At 65.9% G+C, this 20007-nt stretch carries 21 protein-coding genes; 12 read left to right on the plus strand and 9 right to left on the minus strand.

From position 1 onward, the window contains the following. Window positions 1–76 precede the first annotated feature (76 nt). Window positions 77–1210: an FAD-dependent oxidoreductase gene (locus OQF70_RS05640; RefSeq protein ID WP_280536378.1), complete on the plus strand. Its 1134-nt coding sequence runs from the start codon at window positions 77–79 to the stop codon at window positions 1208–1210. Between the two features lie 12 nt (window positions 1211–1222). Here the strand turns inward: OQF70_RS05640 and menD are convergent, their stop codons facing one another. Then, entirely contained in the window at window positions 1223–3076 is a 1854-nt protein-coding gene (gene menD, locus OQF70_RS05645) for a 2-succinyl-5-enolpyruvyl-6-hydroxy-3-cyclohexene-1-carboxylic-acid synthase (protein ID WP_280536379.1), read from the minus strand. A 127-nt stretch (window positions 3077–3203) separates the two neighbouring features. Here menD and OQF70_RS05650 point away from each other — a divergent pair, with 127 nt between their 5' ends. Next, window positions 3204–3881 (plus strand): nucleotide exchange factor GrpE, encoded by a 678-nt coding sequence (locus OQF70_RS05650; RefSeq protein ID WP_280536380.1) that lies wholly within the window; start codon window positions 3204–3206, stop codon window positions 3879–3881. Between the two features lie 137 nt (window positions 3882–4018). Next, entirely contained in the window at window positions 4019–4252 is a 234-nt protein-coding gene (locus OQF70_RS05655) for a hypothetical protein (RefSeq protein ID WP_280536381.1), read from the plus strand. 250 nt (window positions 4253–4502) lie between these two features. Here the strand turns inward: OQF70_RS05655 and OQF70_RS05660 are convergent, their stop codons facing one another. From OQF70_RS05660 to OQF70_RS05670, 3 genes are all read right to left on the minus strand, one after another. Continuing rightward, the gene (locus OQF70_RS05660) at window positions 4503–5348 is read right to left on the minus strand and encodes a 5'/3'-nucleotidase SurE (protein WP_280536382.1); all 846 of its coding nucleotides are present in this window, start codon (window positions 5346–5348) and stop codon (window positions 4503–4505) included. A gap of 78 nt (window positions 5349–5426) precedes the next feature. After that, window positions 5427–5903: a type IV pilin N-terminal domain-containing protein gene (locus OQF70_RS05665; protein WP_280536384.1), complete on the minus strand. Its 477-nt coding sequence runs from the start codon at window positions 5901–5903 to the stop codon at window positions 5427–5429. Window positions 5904–6142: 239 nt separating this feature from the next. After that, window positions 6143–6631 carry a type IV pilin N-terminal domain-containing protein gene (locus OQF70_RS05670; RefSeq protein WP_280536386.1) on the minus strand — a complete coding sequence of 163 codons (489 nt, stop codon included), beginning with the start codon at window positions 6629–6631 and terminating at the stop codon, window positions 6143–6145. 244 nt (window positions 6632–6875) lie between these two features. On the opposite strand from OQF70_RS05670, the gene OQF70_RS05675 reads away from it, so the two are divergent. Continuing rightward, the gene (locus OQF70_RS05675) at window positions 6876–7106 is read left to right on the plus strand and encodes a hypothetical protein (protein WP_280536387.1); all 231 of its coding nucleotides are present in this window, start codon (window positions 6876–6878) and stop codon (window positions 7104–7106) included. Window positions 7107–7794: 688 nt separating this feature from the next. Here OQF70_RS05675 and OQF70_RS05680 read toward each other — a convergent pair. The 5 genes from OQF70_RS05680 to OQF70_RS05700 form a co-directional block, all read right to left on the minus strand. Then, complete coding sequence (locus OQF70_RS05680; protein WP_280536417.1) at window positions 7795–8247, minus strand: type IV pilin N-terminal domain-containing protein; 453 nt, start codon at window positions 8245–8247, stop codon at window positions 7795–7797. Window positions 8248–8289: 42 nt separating this feature from the next. Next, window positions 8290–8733 carry a type IV pilin N-terminal domain-containing protein gene (locus tag OQF70_RS05685; RefSeq protein WP_280536388.1) on the minus strand — a complete coding sequence of 148 codons (444 nt, stop codon included), beginning with the start codon at window positions 8731–8733 and terminating at the stop codon, window positions 8290–8292. Between the two features lie 203 nt (window positions 8734–8936). Continuing rightward, window positions 8937–9464 carry a hypothetical protein gene (locus OQF70_RS05690; protein WP_280536390.1) on the minus strand — a complete coding sequence of 176 codons (528 nt, stop codon included), beginning with the start codon at window positions 9462–9464 and terminating at the stop codon, window positions 8937–8939. 153 nt (window positions 9465–9617) lie between these two features. Next, window positions 9618–10199: an NAD(P)/FAD-dependent oxidoreductase gene (locus OQF70_RS05695; protein ID WP_280536391.1), complete on the minus strand. Its 582-nt coding sequence runs from the start codon at window positions 10197–10199 to the stop codon at window positions 9618–9620. Between the two features lie 84 nt (window positions 10200–10283). Continuing rightward, window positions 10284–11849, minus strand: coding sequence for an MATE family efflux transporter (locus tag OQF70_RS05700; RefSeq protein WP_280536392.1), 1566 nt, complete (start codon window positions 11847–11849; stop codon window positions 10284–10286). A 513-nt stretch (window positions 11850–12362) separates the two neighbouring features. On the opposite strand from OQF70_RS05700, the gene OQF70_RS05705 reads away from it, so the two are divergent. The 8 genes from OQF70_RS05705 to OQF70_RS05740 all read left to right on the plus strand — a co-directional run bounded on the left by OQF70_RS05705 (window position 12363) and on the right by OQF70_RS05740 (window position 19985). Further along, the gene (locus OQF70_RS05705; protein WP_280536393.1) at window positions 12363–12956 is read left to right on the plus strand and encodes a TetR/AcrR family transcriptional regulator; all 594 of its coding nucleotides are present in this window, start codon (window positions 12363–12365) and stop codon (window positions 12954–12956) included. A 217-nt stretch (window positions 12957–13173) separates the two neighbouring features. Continuing rightward, complete coding sequence (locus tag OQF70_RS05710; RefSeq protein ID WP_280536394.1) at window positions 13174–14631, plus strand: sulfatase; 1458 nt, start codon at window positions 13174–13176, stop codon at window positions 14629–14631. Then, window positions 14632–15054, plus strand: a complete 423-nt coding sequence (locus OQF70_RS05715; RefSeq protein WP_280536395.1) for a GtrA family protein — start codon at window positions 14632–14634, stop codon at window positions 15052–15054. A 134-nt stretch (window positions 15055–15188) separates the two neighbouring features. Continuing rightward, complete coding sequence (ribH, locus tag OQF70_RS05720) at window positions 15189–15605, plus strand: 6,7-dimethyl-8-ribityllumazine synthase (RefSeq protein ID WP_092817548.1); 417 nt, start codon at window positions 15189–15191, stop codon at window positions 15603–15605. Between the two features lie 178 nt (window positions 15606–15783). Further along, on the plus strand, window positions 15784–16932 hold the full coding sequence (locus tag OQF70_RS05725; protein ID WP_280536396.1) for a pyridoxal phosphate-dependent aminotransferase: 1149 nt from the start codon (window positions 15784–15786) through the stop codon (window positions 16930–16932). A gap of 87 nt (window positions 16933–17019) precedes the next feature. Beyond that, on the plus strand, window positions 17020–17508 hold the full coding sequence (locus OQF70_RS05730; RefSeq protein ID WP_280536397.1) for an Lrp/AsnC family transcriptional regulator: 489 nt from the start codon (window positions 17020–17022) through the stop codon (window positions 17506–17508). Continuing rightward, window positions 17505–18656: an aminotransferase class I/II-fold pyridoxal phosphate-dependent enzyme gene (locus OQF70_RS05735; protein ID WP_280536398.1), complete on the plus strand. Its 1152-nt coding sequence runs from the start codon at window positions 17505–17507 to the stop codon at window positions 18654–18656. The genes OQF70_RS05730 and OQF70_RS05735 overlap by 4 nt, the downstream gene beginning before the upstream one ends. Window positions 18657–18824: 168 nt before the next feature. Further along, entirely contained in the window at window positions 18825–19985 is a 1161-nt protein-coding gene (locus tag OQF70_RS05740) for an acyl-CoA dehydrogenase family protein (protein ID WP_280536399.1), read from the plus strand. Window positions 19986–20007 lie beyond the last annotated feature (22 nt).

Here is a 20007-nt window from a genome sequence, read left to right on the forward strand (position 1 = left end):
GCGCCGGGACGGGACCGACCCGGCCGCCGCACCCCACAGCGCAACCTACATACGCCGCGATCGCCAATGATCCGGTATGAGTGACGACCCGATCGAACACCGACGCCTCATCATCGCCGGGACCGGGATCGCCGGTCTCACCGCCGGTATCTACGCCGCACGGGCGAACAACGATCCCCTCATTCTCGAGGGCGACGAGCCGGGCGGACAGCTCACGCTGACGACCGACGTCGAGAACTATCCGGGCTTCTCGGAGGGGATCGGCGGCCCCGAACTGATCAACGAGATGAAGGCGCAGGCCACGAAGTTCGGCGCCGAGACGAAGAACGGCGTCGTCGAGTCGGTCGACGTCGCCGAGGGGACCTCGGCGGCCAACCAGGACTCCCCGAGTTCTGGTGATGACTCCGACCGTCCCTTCCGCGTCGAGCTGACGAACGGCGACGTCTACACCTGCGACGCGTTCATCGCCGCGTCCGGAGCCTCGGCACGAACCCTCGGCATCCCCGGCGAGGACGAGCTGATGGGCTACGGCCTCTCGACGTGTGCGACCTGCGACGGCGCCTTCTTCCGCGGCGAAGACATGCTCGTGGTCGGCGGCGGCGACGCGGCGATGGAGGAGGCGAACTTTCTCACCAAGTTCGCCGATACGGTCTACATCGCCCACCGGCGCGAGGAGTTCCGCGCCGAGGACGTCTGGATCGACCGCGTGATGGAGAAGGTCGAGGACGGCGAGATCGAGATCCTCCGGAACACCGAGGTCACCGAGCTCCACGGCACGCCCGAGGAGGGGATCGACCACGTGACTCTCGTCGAGCACCCCGACGGCCACCCCACCGAGAAGCTCGAGGACCCCGAGACCGCCGACGAGGTCGAGGAGTACGACTTCGACGTCGGCGCCGTCTTCTTCGCGATCGGCCACACCCCGAACACCGACTACCTCGAGGACACCGGCGTCGAGCTCGACGAGGCCGGCTACCTGAAGACCGTCGGCGGCGACGGCGGCGGGCAGACGAAAACCGGCGTCGAGGGGCTGTTCGGCGCCGGCGACGTGGTCGACTTCCACTACCAGCAGGCGGTCACCGCCGCCGGAATGGGCAGCAAGGCCGCGATCGACGCCGACGAGTACCTGACGGAGCTGGAACGCGCCGGCGAACTCGCCGAGACGGACGTCGCCGACGCCGACGCCGAGACCGCGACCGCCGACGACTGACGACCCTGCCGCCTATTCTTCGCCGTCGATCGCCGCCAGCACCGCGGCCGTCGCCTCCTTGCCGAGTCGCTCGCGAGCCCGATGGCTCGACTCGGCGTCGACGTGAACCTCGATCAGGGTGCTTCCGTCCCGAGCCAGCGATTCCCGATACGCCGACGCGAGGTCCTCGCTCGCATCGTCTCCGTCCTCACCTCCATTTCCATCCCCGTCGCGGGCATCGACGGTCACGTACCGAAGCCCGTACTGGTCGGCAAGCGTCGAGAACTCGATCCCGTGTGGCGTCTTGAACCACTCCGTGAACTCGGGATCGTACTCCTCGATCGGCAGTTTGTGGAAGATCCCGCCGCCGTCGTTGTTGACCGCGACGATCGTCGCGTCGACGTCACACCGGTCAAGCGCCAACAGCCCGTTGGAGTCGTGGTACAGCGCCAGGTCACCGGTGAGCAGCGTGAGGTCGTCCGTCGTCGCCGACCCGGCTCCGAGCGCGGACGAGACGATCCCGTCGATCCCGGAGACGCCGCGGTTCCCACAGACCGTGAGGCTCGTGGTCCCCGGGCGGCCGAACCGGTCGAGGTCCCGAACCGGCATCGAGTTGGAGACGAACAGCGTCGCGGGGTCGGGCAGCTCCGCGAGCAGCGTCTCCGCGACGCGCCCCTCGTGGAACGCGTCGGCGGACTCCAGGACGGAGAAGGCCGCCTCGTCGGCTCGTTCCCACTGGTCCGCGAACGCGCCGTCCGTGTCCCCACTCCCGGCGCTCGTTCGTCCACCACGCCCCGACGCGCCAACGAGCCGTGACAGATCGCCACAGAGCCGGTTCGGCTCCGCAATTACGAGGTCGGTCGCCGCAAACTCCGCCTCCCGCCAGCGGCCGGCGGGATCGACGACGTACTGGTCGGCCCCGGTCGCGGCGAGGTATTTCCGCAGCGACTTCGAGGTCGGGGACGCGCCGAGCCGGAGGACCACCTCGGGATCGCGCCAGATTGGCGTCGACGCACCCGCCACGTCCGCGGAGAGATAGGCGTCGTAGCCGCCGATCACGGGTGCAACTCGGGTGTGGCCCCCGAACCGGAGTCCGGAGAGGGGATCGGCCAGGATCGGGTACCCGGTTGCGTGCGAGAGGGCCGTGACCGCCTCGGCGTCGAGCCCGGGCGGATCGGCCGGCCCGGCGACGATCAGGCCGCGGTCGACCTCCAGGGCCGACGCGAGCGCGCGCAGATCGCGGTCGTCCAGCCGGGCCGCGCCGGTCGTCCGACCGACGTAGGGTCCGTCGCGCCCCGACTCCGCGGCCGGATCGAGGTCCGCCGGCACGTCGTCGGGGACGGGCGTCGGCTCGAGGGGCTTCGCGAACGGGACGTTGAGGTGGACGGGACCGGGGTCGGTCCCCTCCGCGGCGGCGAGCGCCCGAGCGACGGTGGTCCGGACCGAGGCGAGCGCCCGGTCGGACGCGGCGGGCTCCGGAAGGTCCTTATAATACCGGACGGCGTCGCCGTAGAGCTTCTCCTGGTCGGCGGTCTGGTTGGCCCCCGAGTCACGCAGCTCCGGCGGGCGGTCGGCGGTGAGCGCAAGCAGCGGGACGCGACCCTGGTCGGCCTCCATCACCGCCGGGTGGTAGTTCGCGGCAGCGGTCCCGGAGGTACACACCAGCGGCGTCACCTCGCCCGTGCGGCGCGCGCGGCCCAGCGCGAAGAAGGCCGCGGAGCGCTCGTCGAGTTGGGAGAAGACGTGGACGTCCTCGTGACGGGCGAGCGCCATCGTGAGCGGCGTCGAGCGACTGCCGGGGGAGGCGACGGCCGCCGAGACGCCGGCGCTCGCCAACTCGTCGACGATCGCCCTCGCCCACAGCGTGTTCCGGTTCGGCGCGGTCATACGGATCGGTTTGCCCCCGACCGCTTATAAGTCGGCGAAAGCGGTCGCTCCGGATCGGGGGTCCGCCGCCGAGCCGCGTTCGTCCGTTTCTGCAAGCCTTATGCCCGCCGACGGCCTCGGATCGGGTATGAGCGAGGACGACGCCGAAGCGATCGAGTTCGAGGACCATCCGGATGCCGAGACCGACGCGTCCACGGATGCGGACGCTGACGACGTGGACGCTGACGAGGCGGACGCTACGGCCCGGGAGACGGACGACGCCGGCGAGCCAACCCTCGCCGGTCGCGTCGCCGACCTCGACGACGAGGACGCGGCGACGATCGCCGAGGCGGTCGCGGACCTCGAAGCGCGCGTCGAGGAACTCGAGGCCGAGACCGACGAGCAGGCCGCGGAGATCGCGGACCTCACCGACCGCCTCAAGCGCAAGCAGGCGGACTTCCAGAACTACAAACAGCGCGCGAAGCGCAAACAGGAGTCGATCAAAGAGCGCGCCGCCGAGGACCTGATCGAGCGGATCCTCCCCGTTCGCGACAACCTCCAGCGCGCGCTCGAGCAGGAGGAGGGCGCCGACATCCGGCCGGGCGTCGAGTCCACCCTCGAGGAGTTCGACCGCGTGCTCGCGGACGAGAACGTCGAGCCGATCGAGCCGGCGCCGGGAACGGACGTCGATCCCACCCGCCACCAGGTGATGCTCCGGGTCGACAGCGACCAGCCCGCGGGGACGATCGCCGAAGTGTTCCAGCCCGGCTACGAGCTCGGCGAGTCCGTGATCCGCGAGGCGCAGGTGACCGTCAGCGAGGAGTAGCGTACGTAGCGGGTGTCATGGAGCCCTTGTCACGGCATTTATTTCACGATCGTGAAGCCGAATCATCCGTAGGAACACGCCTACTTATCAAACGTAATGACCACATATTTATGACAAGTGGGAGTAACTAGGTTGGTATGGGAATTCTTGATGCATTTGGTTCATTGGCTAGTGCGCTACTCGCCGGGATCGTTATGCTCGCGTTCGCTATCCTGAGTTTGTTCGTCACGGTGTTCGTCGTGGATGTCGCAGCGGCGATTGCTGGATTGAATCCGGATGACGGATTTGTCGTCCTTGGAGCGACAGTCCTCGCTGGGACTGCTATCCTTGCTGGCGGTGTGGGCTTTGCACGACCTGAAGACCAAACATAATACGGCGAAAGCGGATATCCGGGTTCGGGTCGCTATCAGCCATCTTCTAGATATACTGTCAGCTAGTTAATTACTTTTTGGCGGGGCTGTCTTGAGCGATCTTGATCCGGGTGTGGGAACACTTCTCTGGCACCTCTACGTATCACACCGTCGACCAAACGTACGTACCCGACGACGACGGCCACCCCGGCTCTCACTCGGTGAGTACTGACGTGCGAAACGCCGCCAGTATTTTCGGCCCTCAGTTGGCTCAGTTACCGCCGGCGTCGGCCACCGGTTCCGGATCGGTCTCGGCGCTGTACGCCTCCGCGAGCCCGTCGAGCGCCTCGTGGTGCTCGGAGGCGTGCGGGACGGACAGCGGGGAGATCGACACGCGGCCCTCGACGATCGCCCGACGGTCGGTCCCCTCGGGGTCGGGCACGTCGCCGGTGCGCATCCGGTCCCAGATCCGGTCGTGGAGCGTGATGTCGCCGGTGTCGGCGTCCCACTCCGCGTCCATCTCGTAGAGCGTCGAGGGCTCGGTGACCGCGATCGCGGCGCGTTCGCCCGGCGGCGGTCCGGACTCGCCGTCGGCCATCGGGGCGTTCACGTTGAGGTAGTCGGCGTGGTCGAAGACGCCGGCGTCGATCGCGTGATCGACGAGGTACCGGGTGACGGCGGCCGCGTGCGCGAAGTGCTCCGGGTCGGGTTCGAGCTCCCACCAGTCGTCGCCGCCCGGCACGTACATCGAGGTGGCGATCGCGGGGACCTCGAAGAAGGCGGCCTCGACGGCGGCCGAGACGGTTCCTGACCGACCCAGGACGTACTCGCCGAGGTTCGCGCCCTTGTTGCAGCCGGAGACGACGGCGTCGGCGTCGGGGACGAGCTCGCCGAGGCCGGCGACGACGCAGTCAGCCGGGGTCCCCTCGACGGCGTAGCCCAGGTCGTGGTCGTGGACGACGACGTCCTGGGAGATCGACCGCCCGACCGCGCTCTGGTCGGCGGCGGGGGCGACGGCGACCACGTCGTAGGCCGGCGTGAGGGCGTCGTACAGCGCGCGAAACCCGACGGTCTCGATCCCGTCGTCGTTCGTGAGAAGGATCCGGTCGACGCTCATACCGACTCCAGGGTCGGACACTTAAAAAACGCTCCGGCACCGTGCCGGACCGAACGCCGGGAGGGCTGAGAAGGGGACCTAGTCGATCGTCGGGGCCGTTCGCGATCCGAGCTGTGCCGAGGAGTCGCCGTTGGCGGATCGCCAGTTCACGGAGACGGTTTCGCTGGACCAGTTGTCGTCGCCGCTTTTTGCGACGTCAATGCTGGTCCCGGCAGTGATCGACTCATTCCACTCGATGTTACCGTTGGCGTATTCTCCGTTATCCCCGGTGGCATTGAGGGTCGTTCCTCCCGTTGCGGCGATGCTCACCGTATCACTGGTTCCGTCGATCGTGTCACCGCCGCCGTGACTGATCGTCACGCCGTTCGAATCGTTGAAGTCGAAGTTGAAGCTCGCGGTGGGCTGGTTGTTCTGCAGGTCGTCACCGAGACCGAGGACGAACGTGCCGATGACCGCGGCCAGGATGACCGTGATCGCCACCATCAGGATCACGCCGATGACGGGGCTTACCGCTCGATCCTCCGTAAACAGGGTCTTGAGGTCGTGTAGGTTCATTGTTATGCGCAGTTCTGGGACTCGTACGCCGACCGATCGTCGATCGGGTCCCTCCTCCCAGCGGCTGACGAGTATTAGTTGGCGGTGGACGTATATAAATGCGCCCTTCAAAATATCACTATTGATAGGTAGAGCGCTGCTACTGCTGGTCTGACGCACGTTAGCGTCGGTCGACTCGACCAAGAATCGTGTGGGCGGGTATAAAAACCGATGAGTCGAACGCGGGATCGACGATCGCGTTAGGGGGCGGTCTGCGAGGCGAGCGTCGCCGACGAATCGCCGTTGGCGGACCGCCAGTTCACGGTGACGGTTTCCCCGTTCCAAGTCGTCTGAGAATCACTACTATTGTACACATACAGCGTCTCGCTGTCTCCGGCACCGATCTCTCCATTCCAATCGAATGGTTCTTCATCTTCTTCTGTTAACGAGGTTGAATTATTTAGGTATTTACCATTAGTTACTGCCACAGTTACCTGATCGCTACTGGAGATCACGTCGCCGCCGCCGTGACCGATCGTGACTGAATCCGGAGCCGAGCCGTTCGCATCGAAGTCCATATTGAAGCTTGCGGTCGGTTGGTCGTTCTGCAGGTCGTCGCCGAGGCCGAGGACGAACGTGCCGATGACGGCAGCCAGGATGACCGTGATCGCCACCATCAGGATCACGCCGATCACTGGCGAGACCGCTCGATCGTCCGTAAACAGGGTTTTGATGTCGTGAAGTTGCATTGTGAAGAATCAGTCCTGGGACGGTTCACCGATCGATTCGATCGGCGGATTCCGCCCAACATCTGACAACGAAACCTACGTGCTCAACGTATATAAAACAACAGCCTCAAAACAACCGCGATCGTGTGTGTGAGGCCCTCTCTATGCTGTTTGCGGGTAGTTGGCATCCAACGGTGAGGATGGCGATCGTGGTCGACCGCTCTTCACCCAACGATTAAGCCGATCGTCGGAGACGAGTCGATCGATGACGTCCCAGTCCCCGACGTCCCTCCCGCGAAGCTGGACCGCCGCCGTGATCATCCTCGGCACCCTGATCCTCGGCTATTCGGTGATCATCGCCGGGCAGATCCTGCTCGGCGTCATTCCGATACTCCTGCTCGTCCTGTTGTATCTTCTCTGGCGGTTCGTCGTCGCCGTCGAGGCGATCGCCGACGCACAGCAGCGCCTCGCCGCACGCCGAGAGCGACGGGAGTGATAATTGATCGACGACGCGTGATCCGGCGTGTGTGACACCGGAACCGTTTCCGGTTGGGTGTACGGTAGTCGCGAAACGACGACGGATCGCCTGAAAAAGGCCGTTGAACTCGGTTATAGAGAATCAAGGAGAATACCTGGGCCTTCAGGCGTCCTCGGAACGCTCCGCGTTCCGATGTGCGAACGAGACGCGAAGCGTCTCGTCAACGCAGGATGAATCCGACATGAGTTTTCAGAACCAACGGTTCGATTGCCAGCCTGTGATTTTAGTCCAGACGTTGAAGTGGCAGGCGACCGTCCAAGAGAGTAGGAATCAGGCCGGGAATAGAGCGATTCTCGCCAGTCCTACGATGGCGGCCTGCCCGCCCCAAGCAATGAGACAGTAATCGGAACCAGTCGGGTGCACGGTCGGTTCCTATAATGAACCGATGCAGTGCCCGACTGCGTGTAAACACCAGAAAGTAACTCCGAGTCCATCGAAGTCTGCTGGACTCCCCGTGGCAAAAACAACACTAGGAGTCCACATATGACCGAGGATAGGAGTACCGGGGGCTTGGCACTCCCAGCAGTCTTCCCCCCCACAGACCGCGAGCATCCTCACGGATTCTTACCGTTTGGATGCTCGGTGAGGCTGTAAACCTGAAATCTCCAACGCTCAGGATTCCTCCGCGTTCACGCGGAGGAGGATGTCAAACCGTCGGTGCGTCCTGGGAGCCGAGCTGGGCGGAGGAGCTCCCGTCGGCGGATTCCCAGTTCACCGAGACGGTCTCGCCGTTCCAGGTACTCTTAGTACCACTCTCGTTGTGCAGGTAGAACGTCTGGCTGCTCCCGGCGCTCAGACTGTCGCTGTACGTCCACGTGAACGGGGAGCCGGGATTCACCGTCCCATCGGTGGTGTTTCCGATCGCTGCATCACCAGTAACGGCGACCGTCACCGTGTCTTCACTGCTGATGCTGTCGCCGCCGTGGGAGATCGTGCCGCTGTCGTTTTCGGAATCATCGGTCTCGAAGTCGAAGTTGAAGCTCGCAGTGGCCAGGGTGTTCTGCAGGTCATCACCCATCCCGAGGACGAACGTGTCGATCACCGCCGCCAGGGTGACCGTGATCGCTACCATTAGGATCACGCCGATCACCGGTGCAATCGCTCTATCCTCCGGGAAGGGTCATATGACGTTTATCGTCGGCTATGCGGTGTTGGGTGCGTCCTGAGAGCCAAGCTGTGCCGACGAACTCCCATCGGCTGACTGCCAGTTAACGCTGATAGTTTGACCGGACCAATTGGAACTGGATGTGTTAATTCTAATTGAATTACCAGCGGAGATCGGTGTATTCCACGTTCCATTACTCGGTTCCGCCAGGTCCTCACCAGTTGAATTCACGGTCACGAGATCTCCTTCCGGGATCGTGTCTCCACCGGCATGACTGATCGTCCCGTTTCCGTCCGCCTCGAAGTCGAAGTTGAAACTCGCGGTCGGCTGGGTGTTCTGCAGGTCGTCGCCCAGCCCGAGCACGAACGTGCCGATCACGGCCGCCAGAATGACCGTGATCGCCACCATCAGGATCACGCCGATCACCGGTGAAACCGCTCTATCCTCCGTGAACAGGTTCTTGAGGTCGTGTAGCTTCATATGTGCGTGTGTGTCCCCCGACTGGGTCGTATCCCGATCGGTTCGATCGATTCCCGCCCAGCGACTGACGATCGGAGAAAACGGGTACACCTATATAAAACATCGCTTGAAAGTATCGGACTTGATAATTAAATGACGAATACGATCGCCGACCCCGTTCCCGTTCCTCCAGAAACACGCGATCGATCGGGGGCGGATCGCCGCTACTCGCCGATCTCGACGTCCGTGTCGACCGGGTCGGCGTCGTTGATCGCGACCGCGACGGTGTAGGTGCCGGACTCCTCCGGGGTGTCGACCGCGGGATACTCGACGACGACCACGTCGTCGTTCTCCAGGGTGTACCCGGTATCGAGCGCGATCGTGTACGAGTAGTCGTTCGTGTTGACGCCGCTCACGTGGGTCTCGTTGAACCGGCGATCGATCTCGCCGTCGGCGTCGGTGTCGACGCCGAGCGAGACGTTCTCGTGGGCGACGGTTTCGACCGTGAACCGATCGCGGGGATAGCTGACCGCGACGGTGTCCCACTCCTCGCCGGCGGTCGAGTCGTTCACGGCGGCGCGAACCGTCTGGTTCGCCGCCGTCTGGTTCGCGGCCGCGTTCTCGATCGCGGCACCCTCCTCGGGGACCGCGTTCTCGGTTCCGGATCCCTCTCCGCCGGTCCCGATCCCGAGACAGCCGGCCGTCGCGACGAGCACAACCACCAGCGCGATCGCTGTGAACTGTCTGCGCACGTCGGCCGTCGCGTCGCCGGCGGTGAAAACGTTGTGGCTCACCGACTTGAGCCGCGTCGAGGTCGAACCGTGGTGGAATCGGCCGGTTCCGGGGTCGGACCACGGCCAGATCGGCCGGTTCCGGAACCCCAGGTCGCACCGTGCTCGCCGCCGCTACTCCTCGACGAGCGAGCCGAAGAGCTCGTCGGCGTCGGCGGGCACGTCGAAGTCGTGGTAGTGTTCGCCCTGCTCCTCGCTCAGGATGTTGAGCGCGGCGGCGGCGCCGTCGCCGGCGGAGATGACCGCCTGCCACTCCTCGGCGCGGACCATCGCGCCGGTCGCGTAGGCGCTCTCGACGGAGGTCTCCATCGTCACGTCCACGTCGACGACGTCACCGTCGAAGTCACACCCCAGCGACTCGGCCAGGTCGCGGTTGGCGCCGGTCGCGAGGATCACGTAGTCGGCGGCGTGCTCCTCGCCGTCGGCCGCGACCACGAAGCCGTCGCCGTCCGCCGAGACGTCCGTCACCTCGGTCCCCTGGTGGCGCTCGACGCCGAAGTCGTCGACCTGATCGCGGAGCGTCTCCATGTAGACGCTCCCGTCGATCGAGCCGATCCCGGGGTAGTTGAACAGGTGGGCCTTGTGCATCCAGGTGCCGTCGGTGTCGAAGACGGCGGTCTCCAGGCCGTTTTTCGCGGTGAAAAGCGCCGCGCTCAGTCCGGCCGGTCCGCCGCCGATTACGAGTACGTCTGCCATCGTCGATCGTTGGGCGCGATGGGCCATAAAGCCACGCGAACCGGAAGGCTGGTCGGCTGCCCCGGGCGTGCCGGATCGGCCGTTTCAGTCGGTGGTTGGCTCGACGTCTGTGGCCGCTTCGACGTCTGTGGTCGCCTCAACCTCCCGCGATGGCTCCGACTCCTGTGCCGGCTCCACGCCGTCGCCGCCACCGGCCGGGGTCGGGTTCGTCAGCGATCCATCCCGCCAGGTCCCGCGGGCGAACCAGAGGTAGGCGATGACCCCGCCGACGACGTTCGAGACGGCGAAGGAGGCCCAGACCCCGGCGGAGCCGATCACGGTCGCGCCGATCCACGCGATCGGCAGCCGGATGAAGCCGAGGGTTACCACGGACAACACCGCCGCGATGAGCGTCTTGCCGGCGCCGCGGAACCCGCCCGTGTAGGCCCGCATCACGCCGATGAACCCGAAGGTGAGCGCGGCGTACCGGAGGAACGTCGCGCTCTCGGCGATGACGGCGGGGTCGTTCGTGAAGATCGCGGCGATCGGTCGGGCCGCGATCAGGGTGATCACGCCGACGCCGGTCAGGATGTACAGCATCGCCCGCGCGCCGAAGTGGTTCGTCGCCGCGGCTCGGTCCGGCTTCCCCGCGCCGATGTTCTGTCCGGTCATCGTCTCGATGCCCTGTGAGACCGCCAGCGCCGGCAGGAAGACGACCGAGTAGATCCGCGTGCCGATGCCGTAGGCCGCCACGACCGTCTCGGGGAAGGCGGCGATGACGAACAGCAGCAGGTTGATCGACAGCGACCGCGCGGTCCCCTCGACGGAGGCCGGGAGGCCGATGTCGAACACCTTGCGCGCGAACGCGCGGTCGGGCGCCATCTGTCCGAGGCGGATCCGCACGCCCCGGGTCCCACGGAACATGATGACCAGCCCGACGATCAACGCGAGCGCACGCGAGAACACCGTCGCGATCGCGGCGCCCTCGATCCCGGAGCCGGTGTAGCCGGTCGCCGCGAACAGCCAGGACTGGATCCCCCCGGCGCCGAGCGCCTCGAAGAGGGGGTTCCCGGTGAACCCGAAGATGAGGATCGGATCGAGCACGACGTTGAGCACCACGGATCCGGCCATCACGTACATCGGCGTCACCGTGTCCCCGTACCCGCGCATCAGCGCGATGAAGACCGCGAACCCGAACACGAAGACGAGCCCGGCCGAGAAGACGCGCATGTACGACTCCACGAGCGGGGCGATCGCGTCACTCGCGCCCAGCAACACGAGGAATTCGTCGACGAACAGGAGGCCGAGCCCCCCGAGGATCACCGAGGCGATCACGGCGTAGCTCATCGTCTGGGAGGCCGCGTACTCGGCCCGATCCGTTCGGCCGGCGCCGACGTGTTGGGCCACGAGCACGCTCCCGGCCACCGAGAGCCCGAGCGCCAGCGAGATGAGCAGGAACACCATCGGAAACGCGAAGCTGATCGCCGCAAGCGCGGTGGTGTCGAACTGTCCGAGCCAGAAGGTGTCCGCCAGATTGTACGCCGTCTGGAAGAGGTTCATCACCACGATCGGCAACGAGAGGTAGAACAACGGCCAGCCGATGCCGCCCTCGGTGAGATCGAGGTCGTCGGGACCCTTGAACAGCGAGTCGATCGCCGAGCCAAGCCCCATCAGGGCCACCCCATCGTCCGGACCGTGTCTCCCCGTGACGACTGACGACGGCGTCGGCGTCGAGCCGTGCTCCTCGTGCGGTTCGTACTCATCGTGTGGTCCGTGCTCGTCGGAAGATTCGCTCCCGTCGTGCGGTTCGTACTCGTCGCGCGGTTCGTCGATCGATCGGTAGGTGTGTCTCGTATCAGTCCTGTAACCATCGTCACCTCGGCCTCCCGAACTCCACGATCCCGTTCCGGTCCGCCTCCGGCGTCCCGGTCGGGTACCGGTGAGAGGGAGGGCTCTCGCGAGTCTTACCGTATTTACTGACTAGTCAGTCAAAAGGGTTGTGGACCCAGGGGCATTCACCCCGATCCCTGTGTACTGTTCACGAGTCAGTCGGATATACCGGTGTGTAACGCTGAAACACGCCGATCGACGATCGACGATCGACGGGCCGGTTCGACTGACGGCTCGGTCACGTTTTCGGCATTGGTCACAACAGTTATACACCCGGAACGTGCGAACGGACGTATGGCGGAGTCGCCGGATCGACGATCCTCGGACATCGACGAGGCGATCATGCAGGCTACCTACCGTGCGCTCCACGAACACGGCTACGCGGGACTCACGATGCAACGGATCGCCGACGAGTACGGCAAATCGACAGCCGCGATCCACTACCACTACGACACGAAGGAGGACCTGCTCGCGGCGTTTCTCGACTACCTGCTCGAGCGGTTCCGGGAGGCGGTTCACGAGGTCGAGACGACCGACCCGGAACAGCGGCTGCAGCTCCTCCTCGACCGGCTGATCGTCGATCCGGGCGACCACCACGGGCTCCTCATCGCGATGCTGGAGATGCGGAGCCAGGCACCCTACAACGAGACGTTTCGCGAGCGATTCCGGCAGAACGACGAGTACATTCGATATCTCCTGGAGACGGTGATCGACCACGGAAACGAGGCGGGCGTGTTCGCCGGCGTCGACCCCGAACACACCGCACGAACCCTGTTGACGGTCGTTGACGGCGCACGAACGCGCGCGGTGGTCCTCGAGGAGCGAACCGCCCTCGAGACCGCACGGCGAGCCGTCGAGGAGTACGTCGACGTGGTCGTATTGGCGTGAGACGGACGCGTCCGATGACCGCCGTCGGCATCGATCGAGGACCGACCGGCTGACGTCGATGCTATCGAAAGTATAAAGACCGTAACTAACCGTTCAGTTACCATCGAACGGAGGACGGTGGGCCGCCCCCGACGCGATCCGGGTCGGTCGACCGAATCCGGGGAGGACGCCGCACCTCGACGGTACGGATCGGGGACCACACGATCGCGAGCCGAGTATGGGACCGAACACATCGACATCCAACGTCGTGCTCATCACGGTCGACTCGCTGCGTGCGGATGCGATCGGCCCCTACGACGGGGACCGTCATACGCCGGTGATGGACTCGCTTGCCGACAACGGCGCCGTCTTCGATCGTGCCTTCGCGACCGGCAACTGGACGCCGTTTTCGTTCCCCTCGATCCTCGCCTCACGGCCGGTGTTCGCCGATACCGGCCGCATCGGCGTCTCCGACGTCCCGACGCTGGCTGGGGTGGTATCCGACGCCGACGTCGCGACCGGCGGATTCAACGCCGCGAACGGCTTTCTCACCTCCCACTGGGACTACGACGACGGGTTCGACGAGTTCGAGCCCTTCGTCGCCAGCGTCGGATCGAGCATTTACAGCCGGTACCTGGCGACACATCCGACCGTCGAGGCCTGGATCCAGCTCGCGACGGCGCCGGTTCGTCGGCTGGGATCGTGGGTCCGCGGCGACACGGACGACCGGCCGTTTCTCGACACCTCGCGGATGTTCGACGTCGAACACGCCGCAACCGAGTTCATCGAGACCACCGACGAACCGTTCTTCCTCTGGATCCACTACATGGACGCGCACACGCCCTACGTTCCGGCGCCGCGGTACATTCGGGAGGTGTCCGACGGGCTCGTCGGCACCCACCGAATGATCCACGCACACACCCGAACCGGGCTCGGCTGGGAGGTCGGCGATCGAACGCTGTCGGAGCTTCGAACCCTCTATCAGGCTGCGGTTCGGCAGGTCGACGCGAGCATCGGCCGTCTGCTCGAGACGCTCTCGACGGCAGGCGTCGACGATGAGACCGCGGTCGTCGTCGCCGGCGACCACGGCGAGGAGTTCCAGGAGCACGGCCACCTCGCCCACTATCCGAAACTCTACGACGAGCTCATTCACGTCCCCCTCATCGTCGACGTGCCGGGTGCCGACGGCCAGCGCATCGAGGGACAGGTCGGCCTCGATGCGATCCCGCCGACGGTGGCGGACCTCCTGGAAGTCGATGCGCCGGCCGCGTGGACCGGCCAGTCGCTCGTCGATTCGGTCGTCGCGGGCGAGTCTCCCGACGACGAGCCGATCGTCTCGGTAACCGTTCGCGGGGAGGAGGTGACCGCCCAGCCCATCCCGCGATCGCTCTCCGACGGCGACCTGCTCGTCAGCGTCCGCGACCGGGATCGGATATACATCGAGAACGTCGACACCGGCGACGTCGAGTTCTACCGCCGACCGGACGATCCGACCCAGCAGACGAACCTCGCGACCGACCCGCGACCGGACGACCGGGCAGCCATGGACCGGTTCGCGACGATCGTGGACGACCACGCCGCGGTGTTGCGCGAACGCGACGCGGCTCGTGCGGACGCAGCCGGTGGAGACGGGGACGGAGACGACGACGTCGATGAGGACCTCGAGGCACGCCTCTCGGCGCTCGGCTACCGGTAGATGATCCGGTCGTTCATCAGAAACCTCCACAGCGGTCCCGTCGCACTCCAACTGCGTCGGTTCGTCATCGTCGGCATGATCGCCGCCGGCGTCCAGATGGCGTTGTTATGGGCGTTCGTCGACGTCGTGGGGGTCCACTACCTGCTTGGCGCGACGATCGCGATCGAGATCACGATCATCCTCCAGTACGGGATCAACAACGCCTGGACGTTCGAGGCGGCCAGCAACACCGGAACCGAGTTCCTGTCGGGGCTCGTGAAGACGAACATCGTCCGCGGATCGGCGATCCCGATCCAGCTCGGCATCCTGTTCGGGTTCGTCGAGCTCGCCGGAGTCCCGTATCTCATGGCGAACGCGCTCGCGATCGGAATCAGCGGTGGCTATCGATTCGTCCTCGACGCGAAGTGGACCTGGGGACAGTGACGCGAAGTGGACCTGAGGACTGTCGTGTCGACGACGTGGACACCATCGACGGCGACGGCTCGACGTCCTGACGGCGGGTCACGACGGTCCGGCCAGAACGGTACTTCTTTGAGCGACGGCGTGAACGGTCGGACATGGTCACGCTGGGACTGGTCGTCGCGCAGTTCAACGGGTCCGTCACGGAACCGATGGCGGAGGCGGCACGAGCCGTCGCCGCGGAACGGGACGCCACGATCGAACACGAGGTACCCGTTCCGGGCGCCTACGACGCCCCGCTTGCGTCAGACCGTCTCGCGCGACGCGACGACGTCGACGCGGTCGTCGTCGTGGGGGCGATCGTCACCGGCGATACCGACCACGACCGCGTGATCGGCTCGGCGGCCGCCGAGCAGCTGACGGCGGTGAGTCTCGACCGGGATACCCCGGTGACCTTCGGCGTCAGCGGACCCGGAATGTCGGGCGCGGAAGCCCGCGAACGGGTCGAAAAGGGCGCCGACGCGACCCACGCGGCGATCGACCTGGTCGAGGATCTGCCTGACCCCGAGCCGTAACGCCGATCGCCAGCCAACACGGTCGGCGTCCGTGTGACCGTCGACCGCCAACCGACCGCCGGCCGACTGCCGACCACCAATCGACCGCCGACCGAACCAGCGACGAACCGACCACGCCAGCACCGAGATCGATATCGAGACGACGCCGACACCACACCGACACAGACCGAGACAACAGATGACCGACGACTACACCGACCGGATCCAGCGAGTAGAACCGAGCGCGACCCTGGCCATCTCCAACCTCGCCGCCGAGAAGGAGGCGGAGGGTGCCGACATCGTCGACCTCTCCGTGGGCGAACCCGACTTCGACACGCCGGAGAACATCGTCGCAGCCGGGACCGAGGCCCTCGAGGCGGGCCACACCGGCTACACCTCCTCGAACGGGGTTCCCGAACTGAAGGACGCGATCGCCGAGAAGCTTCGCGGCGACGGCATCGAGGCGTCCGCTGACGAGGTGATCGTCACGCCGGGCGCGAAACAGGCCCTCTACGAGACCGTCCAGACGCTGGTCGAGGACGGCGACGAGGTCGTGCTCCTCGATCCGGCCTGGGTCTCCTACGAGGCGATGGTCAAACTCGCCGGCGGCGACCTCGAGCGCGTCGATCTGGCGCCACACGACTTCCAGCTTGAGCCCGCACTCGAGGACCTGGAAGCGGCGATCTCGGACGACACCGAGCTCCTGATCGTCAACTCTCCCTCGAACCCGACCGGCGCGGTCTACGCCGACGCCGCCCTCGAGGGCGTCCGCGACCTCGCCGTCGAACACGACGTGACCGTCGTTTCCGACGAGATCTACGAGCGCATCACCTACGGCGTCGAGCCGACCTCGCTTGCGACCTTCGAGGGAATGGCCGACCGAACGGTCACGATCAACGGCTTCTCGAAGGCGTTCTCGATGACCGGCTGGCGGCTCGGCTACCTTCACGCGACCGAGGAGTTCGTCTCACAGGCGGGCAAACTCCACTCCCATTCGGTGTCGTGTGCGACGAACTTCGTCCAGCGGGCCGGGATCGAGGCGCTCGCGAACACCGACGAGGCGGTCGTGGAGATGCGGGACGCGTTCTGCTCCCGGCGCGACCTGCTCGTCGACCTGTTCGCCGATCACGGCGTCGACGTCGCCGTCCCCGACGGCGCCTTCTACATGATGCTTCCCGTCGCCGAGGACGACCAGGCGTGGTGTGAAGACGCCATCGAGCAGGCGCACGTCGCCTGCGTCCCGGGATCAGCGTTCAACGCGCCCGGCTACGCGCGGATCTCCTACGCCGCGAGCGAGGAGCGGCTCCGCGAGGCGGTCGACCGGCTGGCCGAGAACGACTTGCTGTAGCGGCTACTGCGTGTGCGTCGGCGACCGCCGCCGTCTGTCGACGCACCGACCGCTATCCCTTTGAGGGCGGGGTCGTATGCGGAACGTATGAGCGATGAGCGGGAAGTACTCGACGTACTGACCACGAACGCCCGCGAGAGCACCGCCGACATCGCAGCCCAGACCGGCCTGGATGAGGCCGCCGTCGAGGAGGCGATCGCGTCGCTCGAGCGGCGCGGCGTCGTCCACGGCTACCAGGCGGTCGTCGACTGGGACCGCGTCGAGGAGGAACGCGTGCGTGCGATCGTCGAACTCAACGTCGAACTCGACCGCGAGACGGGCTACGAGGAGATGGCCGACCGGATCGCGAAGTTCCCCGCGGTCGAGGCGTTACACCTCGTGTCGGGCGATTACGACTTCGCGGCCGAGGTCGCCGGCGCCTCGATGCAGGACGTTTCCGGGTTCGTCTCCGAGCAGGTCGCGCCGATCCCCGAGATCACCCAGACGGTGACCCACTACGTGATGGAGACCTACAAGGACGGCGGCGTCCGGTTCGGCGATCGGGACGAGGACGACCGGCTTTCCGTCTCGCCATGAAGCTCTCCGAGCGCGTCACCGACCTCCCCGAATCGGGGATTCGGGAGTTCTTCGAACTGGCGGAGGCCCGCGACGACGTCATCTCGCTCGGCGTCGGGGAGCCGGACTTCTCGGCCCCCTGGGCGGCCCGTACCGCGGCGATCGACTCCCTGGAGCGCGGGCGGACCTCCTACACCTCGAACCGGGGGATCCGCGAGCTTCGGGAGGCGATCGCCGACCACCATCACCGCTACGATCAGTCCTACGACCCCGGCGAGGAGATCCTGGTTACCACCGGCGCGAGCGAGGCGGTCGATCTGGCGCTGCGCGCGCTCGTCGATCCCGGTGACGTCGTCGCGATCCACGAGCCGACCTACATCTCCTACGGCCCCGGCGTGGAGCTCGCCGGCGGCGAACCGCTGTCGGTGCCCACGCGCGCCGCGGACGACTTCGCGTTGACCCGGGAACGACTCGAGGCTGCCGACGCGGGGAGCGCCGACACGCTGGTGTTGTGTTACCCGAACAACCCGACCGGCGCGGTGATGACCGCGGATCAGCTCGCCGCGGTCGCGGCGTTCTGTCGCGAACACGACGTCCAGGTGATCGCCGACGAGATCTACGCGGCGCTCACCTACGGCCGGGACCACGAGTCGATCGCGACCCAGCCCGGAATGCGCGAGCGGACGGTCGTGGTCAACGGCTTCTCGAAGGCGTACGCGATGACCGGCCTGCGGCTCGGCTACGCGCTCGGACCCGCCGCGGCGATCGACGCGATGAACCGGATCCACCAGTACACGATGCTGTCCGCGCCGACGACCGCCCAGTACGCGGCACTCGAAGGGCTGCGATCGTGTGACGAGGAGGTCGCGGACATGGTGAGCGAGTACGACCGTCGCCGCCGATTCGTCCACTCGCGGTTTCAGGAGATGGGTCTCGACTGCTTCGAGCCGCGGGGTGCCTTCTACGCGTTCCCCGACTGTGGCGGCGACGACGAGCGGTTCGCCGAGGAGCTGCTGGAGTCACAGGGCGTGGCGGTCGTTCCCGGCTCGGTCTTCGGGGCGGGCGGCGAGGGGCACCTCCGCGTCTCCTACGCGACGAGCATGCGCGAGCTGAAGCGGGCGACCGACCGGATCGAGACGTTCCTCGCCGAGCGCCGGCAGGCTCCGTAGACCGTCATCGCCGGCAGTCACCCGTCCGACGCCATTCCGTTCCGATACGCTCTCCATACCCCCAATTAGGATAACACTCGACACGATAGGTGCAGATAAAGTTTCCAATGAATCGGAAAACCCGAATTCATTGCGAAGAGTTATCACGAACGACGGCCAGGGTTAGGTATGGACTTCGAGCTCACCGACGAGCAGAAACAGCTGCGCGAGGAGGTTCGACGGTTCGCCGACAACGAGATCCGACCGATCGCGAGCGAGCACGACCGGGAGGAGTCGTATCCGTACGACGTGATCGAGAAGGCGGCCGAGATGGGGCTGATCGCGCCCCACATCCCGGTCGAGTACGGCGGCGTCGGCTACTCGGCGATCGAGAACGCGATCATCACCGAGGAACTGTTCGCCGTCGATCCGGGGATCGGGCTGTGCATCTCCGGGGCGGGATTCGGGGCGGAGGCGATCATGGAGTTCGGAACCGAGGAGCAACGGGAGGAGGTCCTGCCGGCGGTCGCCAGCGGCGAGTCGCTGATGGGGTCGGCGATCAGCGAACCGCAGGCCGGCTCCGACGTCACGTCGATCGCGACGCGGGCCGAGAAGGACGACGACGAGTGGGTGATAAACGGGTCGAAGATGTGGATCACCAACGGGACGGTCGGCGACTACTTCGTCGTCCTGTGTGAGACCGACCCGGAGATCGAGGACCGCTATTCGGGCTATTCACAGATCCTCGTCGAGGCCGACCGCGACGGCTTCGAGGCCGAGAAGATTACCGGCAAGATGGGGGTCCGCGCGAGCGATACGGCGGAAGTCTATCTCGATGACGTCCGAGTCCCCGAGGAGAACCTGATCGGCCAGCGCGGGATGGGCTTTCTCCAACTGATGCAGTTCTTCGATGAAACCCGGACCGCCGTCGCCGCCCAGGGCGTCGGGATCGCGAAGGGCGCGACAGAGCGCGCACTCGAGTACGCACAGGAGCGCGAGCAGTACGATCACCCGATCAGTGACTTCCAGGCGATCCAACACAAGCTCGCCGAGATGCGCACTAACGCCGAGGCGGCGCGCTGGCTCACCTATCGGTCCGCGTGGGCGGTCGATGCGGATCCCGATGGAGCCACCGCGCTCGCCTCGATGGCCAAGGAGTTCGCCTCCCGGATCGCGGTCGACGCCGCCGACGAGGCCGTCCAGATCCACGGCGGCGCCGGCTACGTCGACGACCACGACGTCGAGCGGCTCTACCGCGACGCGAAGATCACCCAGATCTACGAGGGGACCACGGAGATCCAGAAGAACATCATCGCCCGGGAGCTGCTCGGCGACGGGATCGAGCCGTGAACCGTCTCGGCCCGGTCGGCCT

It is taken from the genome of Halopenitus sp. POP-27 (genome assembly GCF_029889855.1).
GTDB classification, from domain to species: Archaea; Halobacteriota; Halobacteria; order Halobacteriales; family Haloferacaceae; genus Halopenitus; species Halopenitus malekzadehii.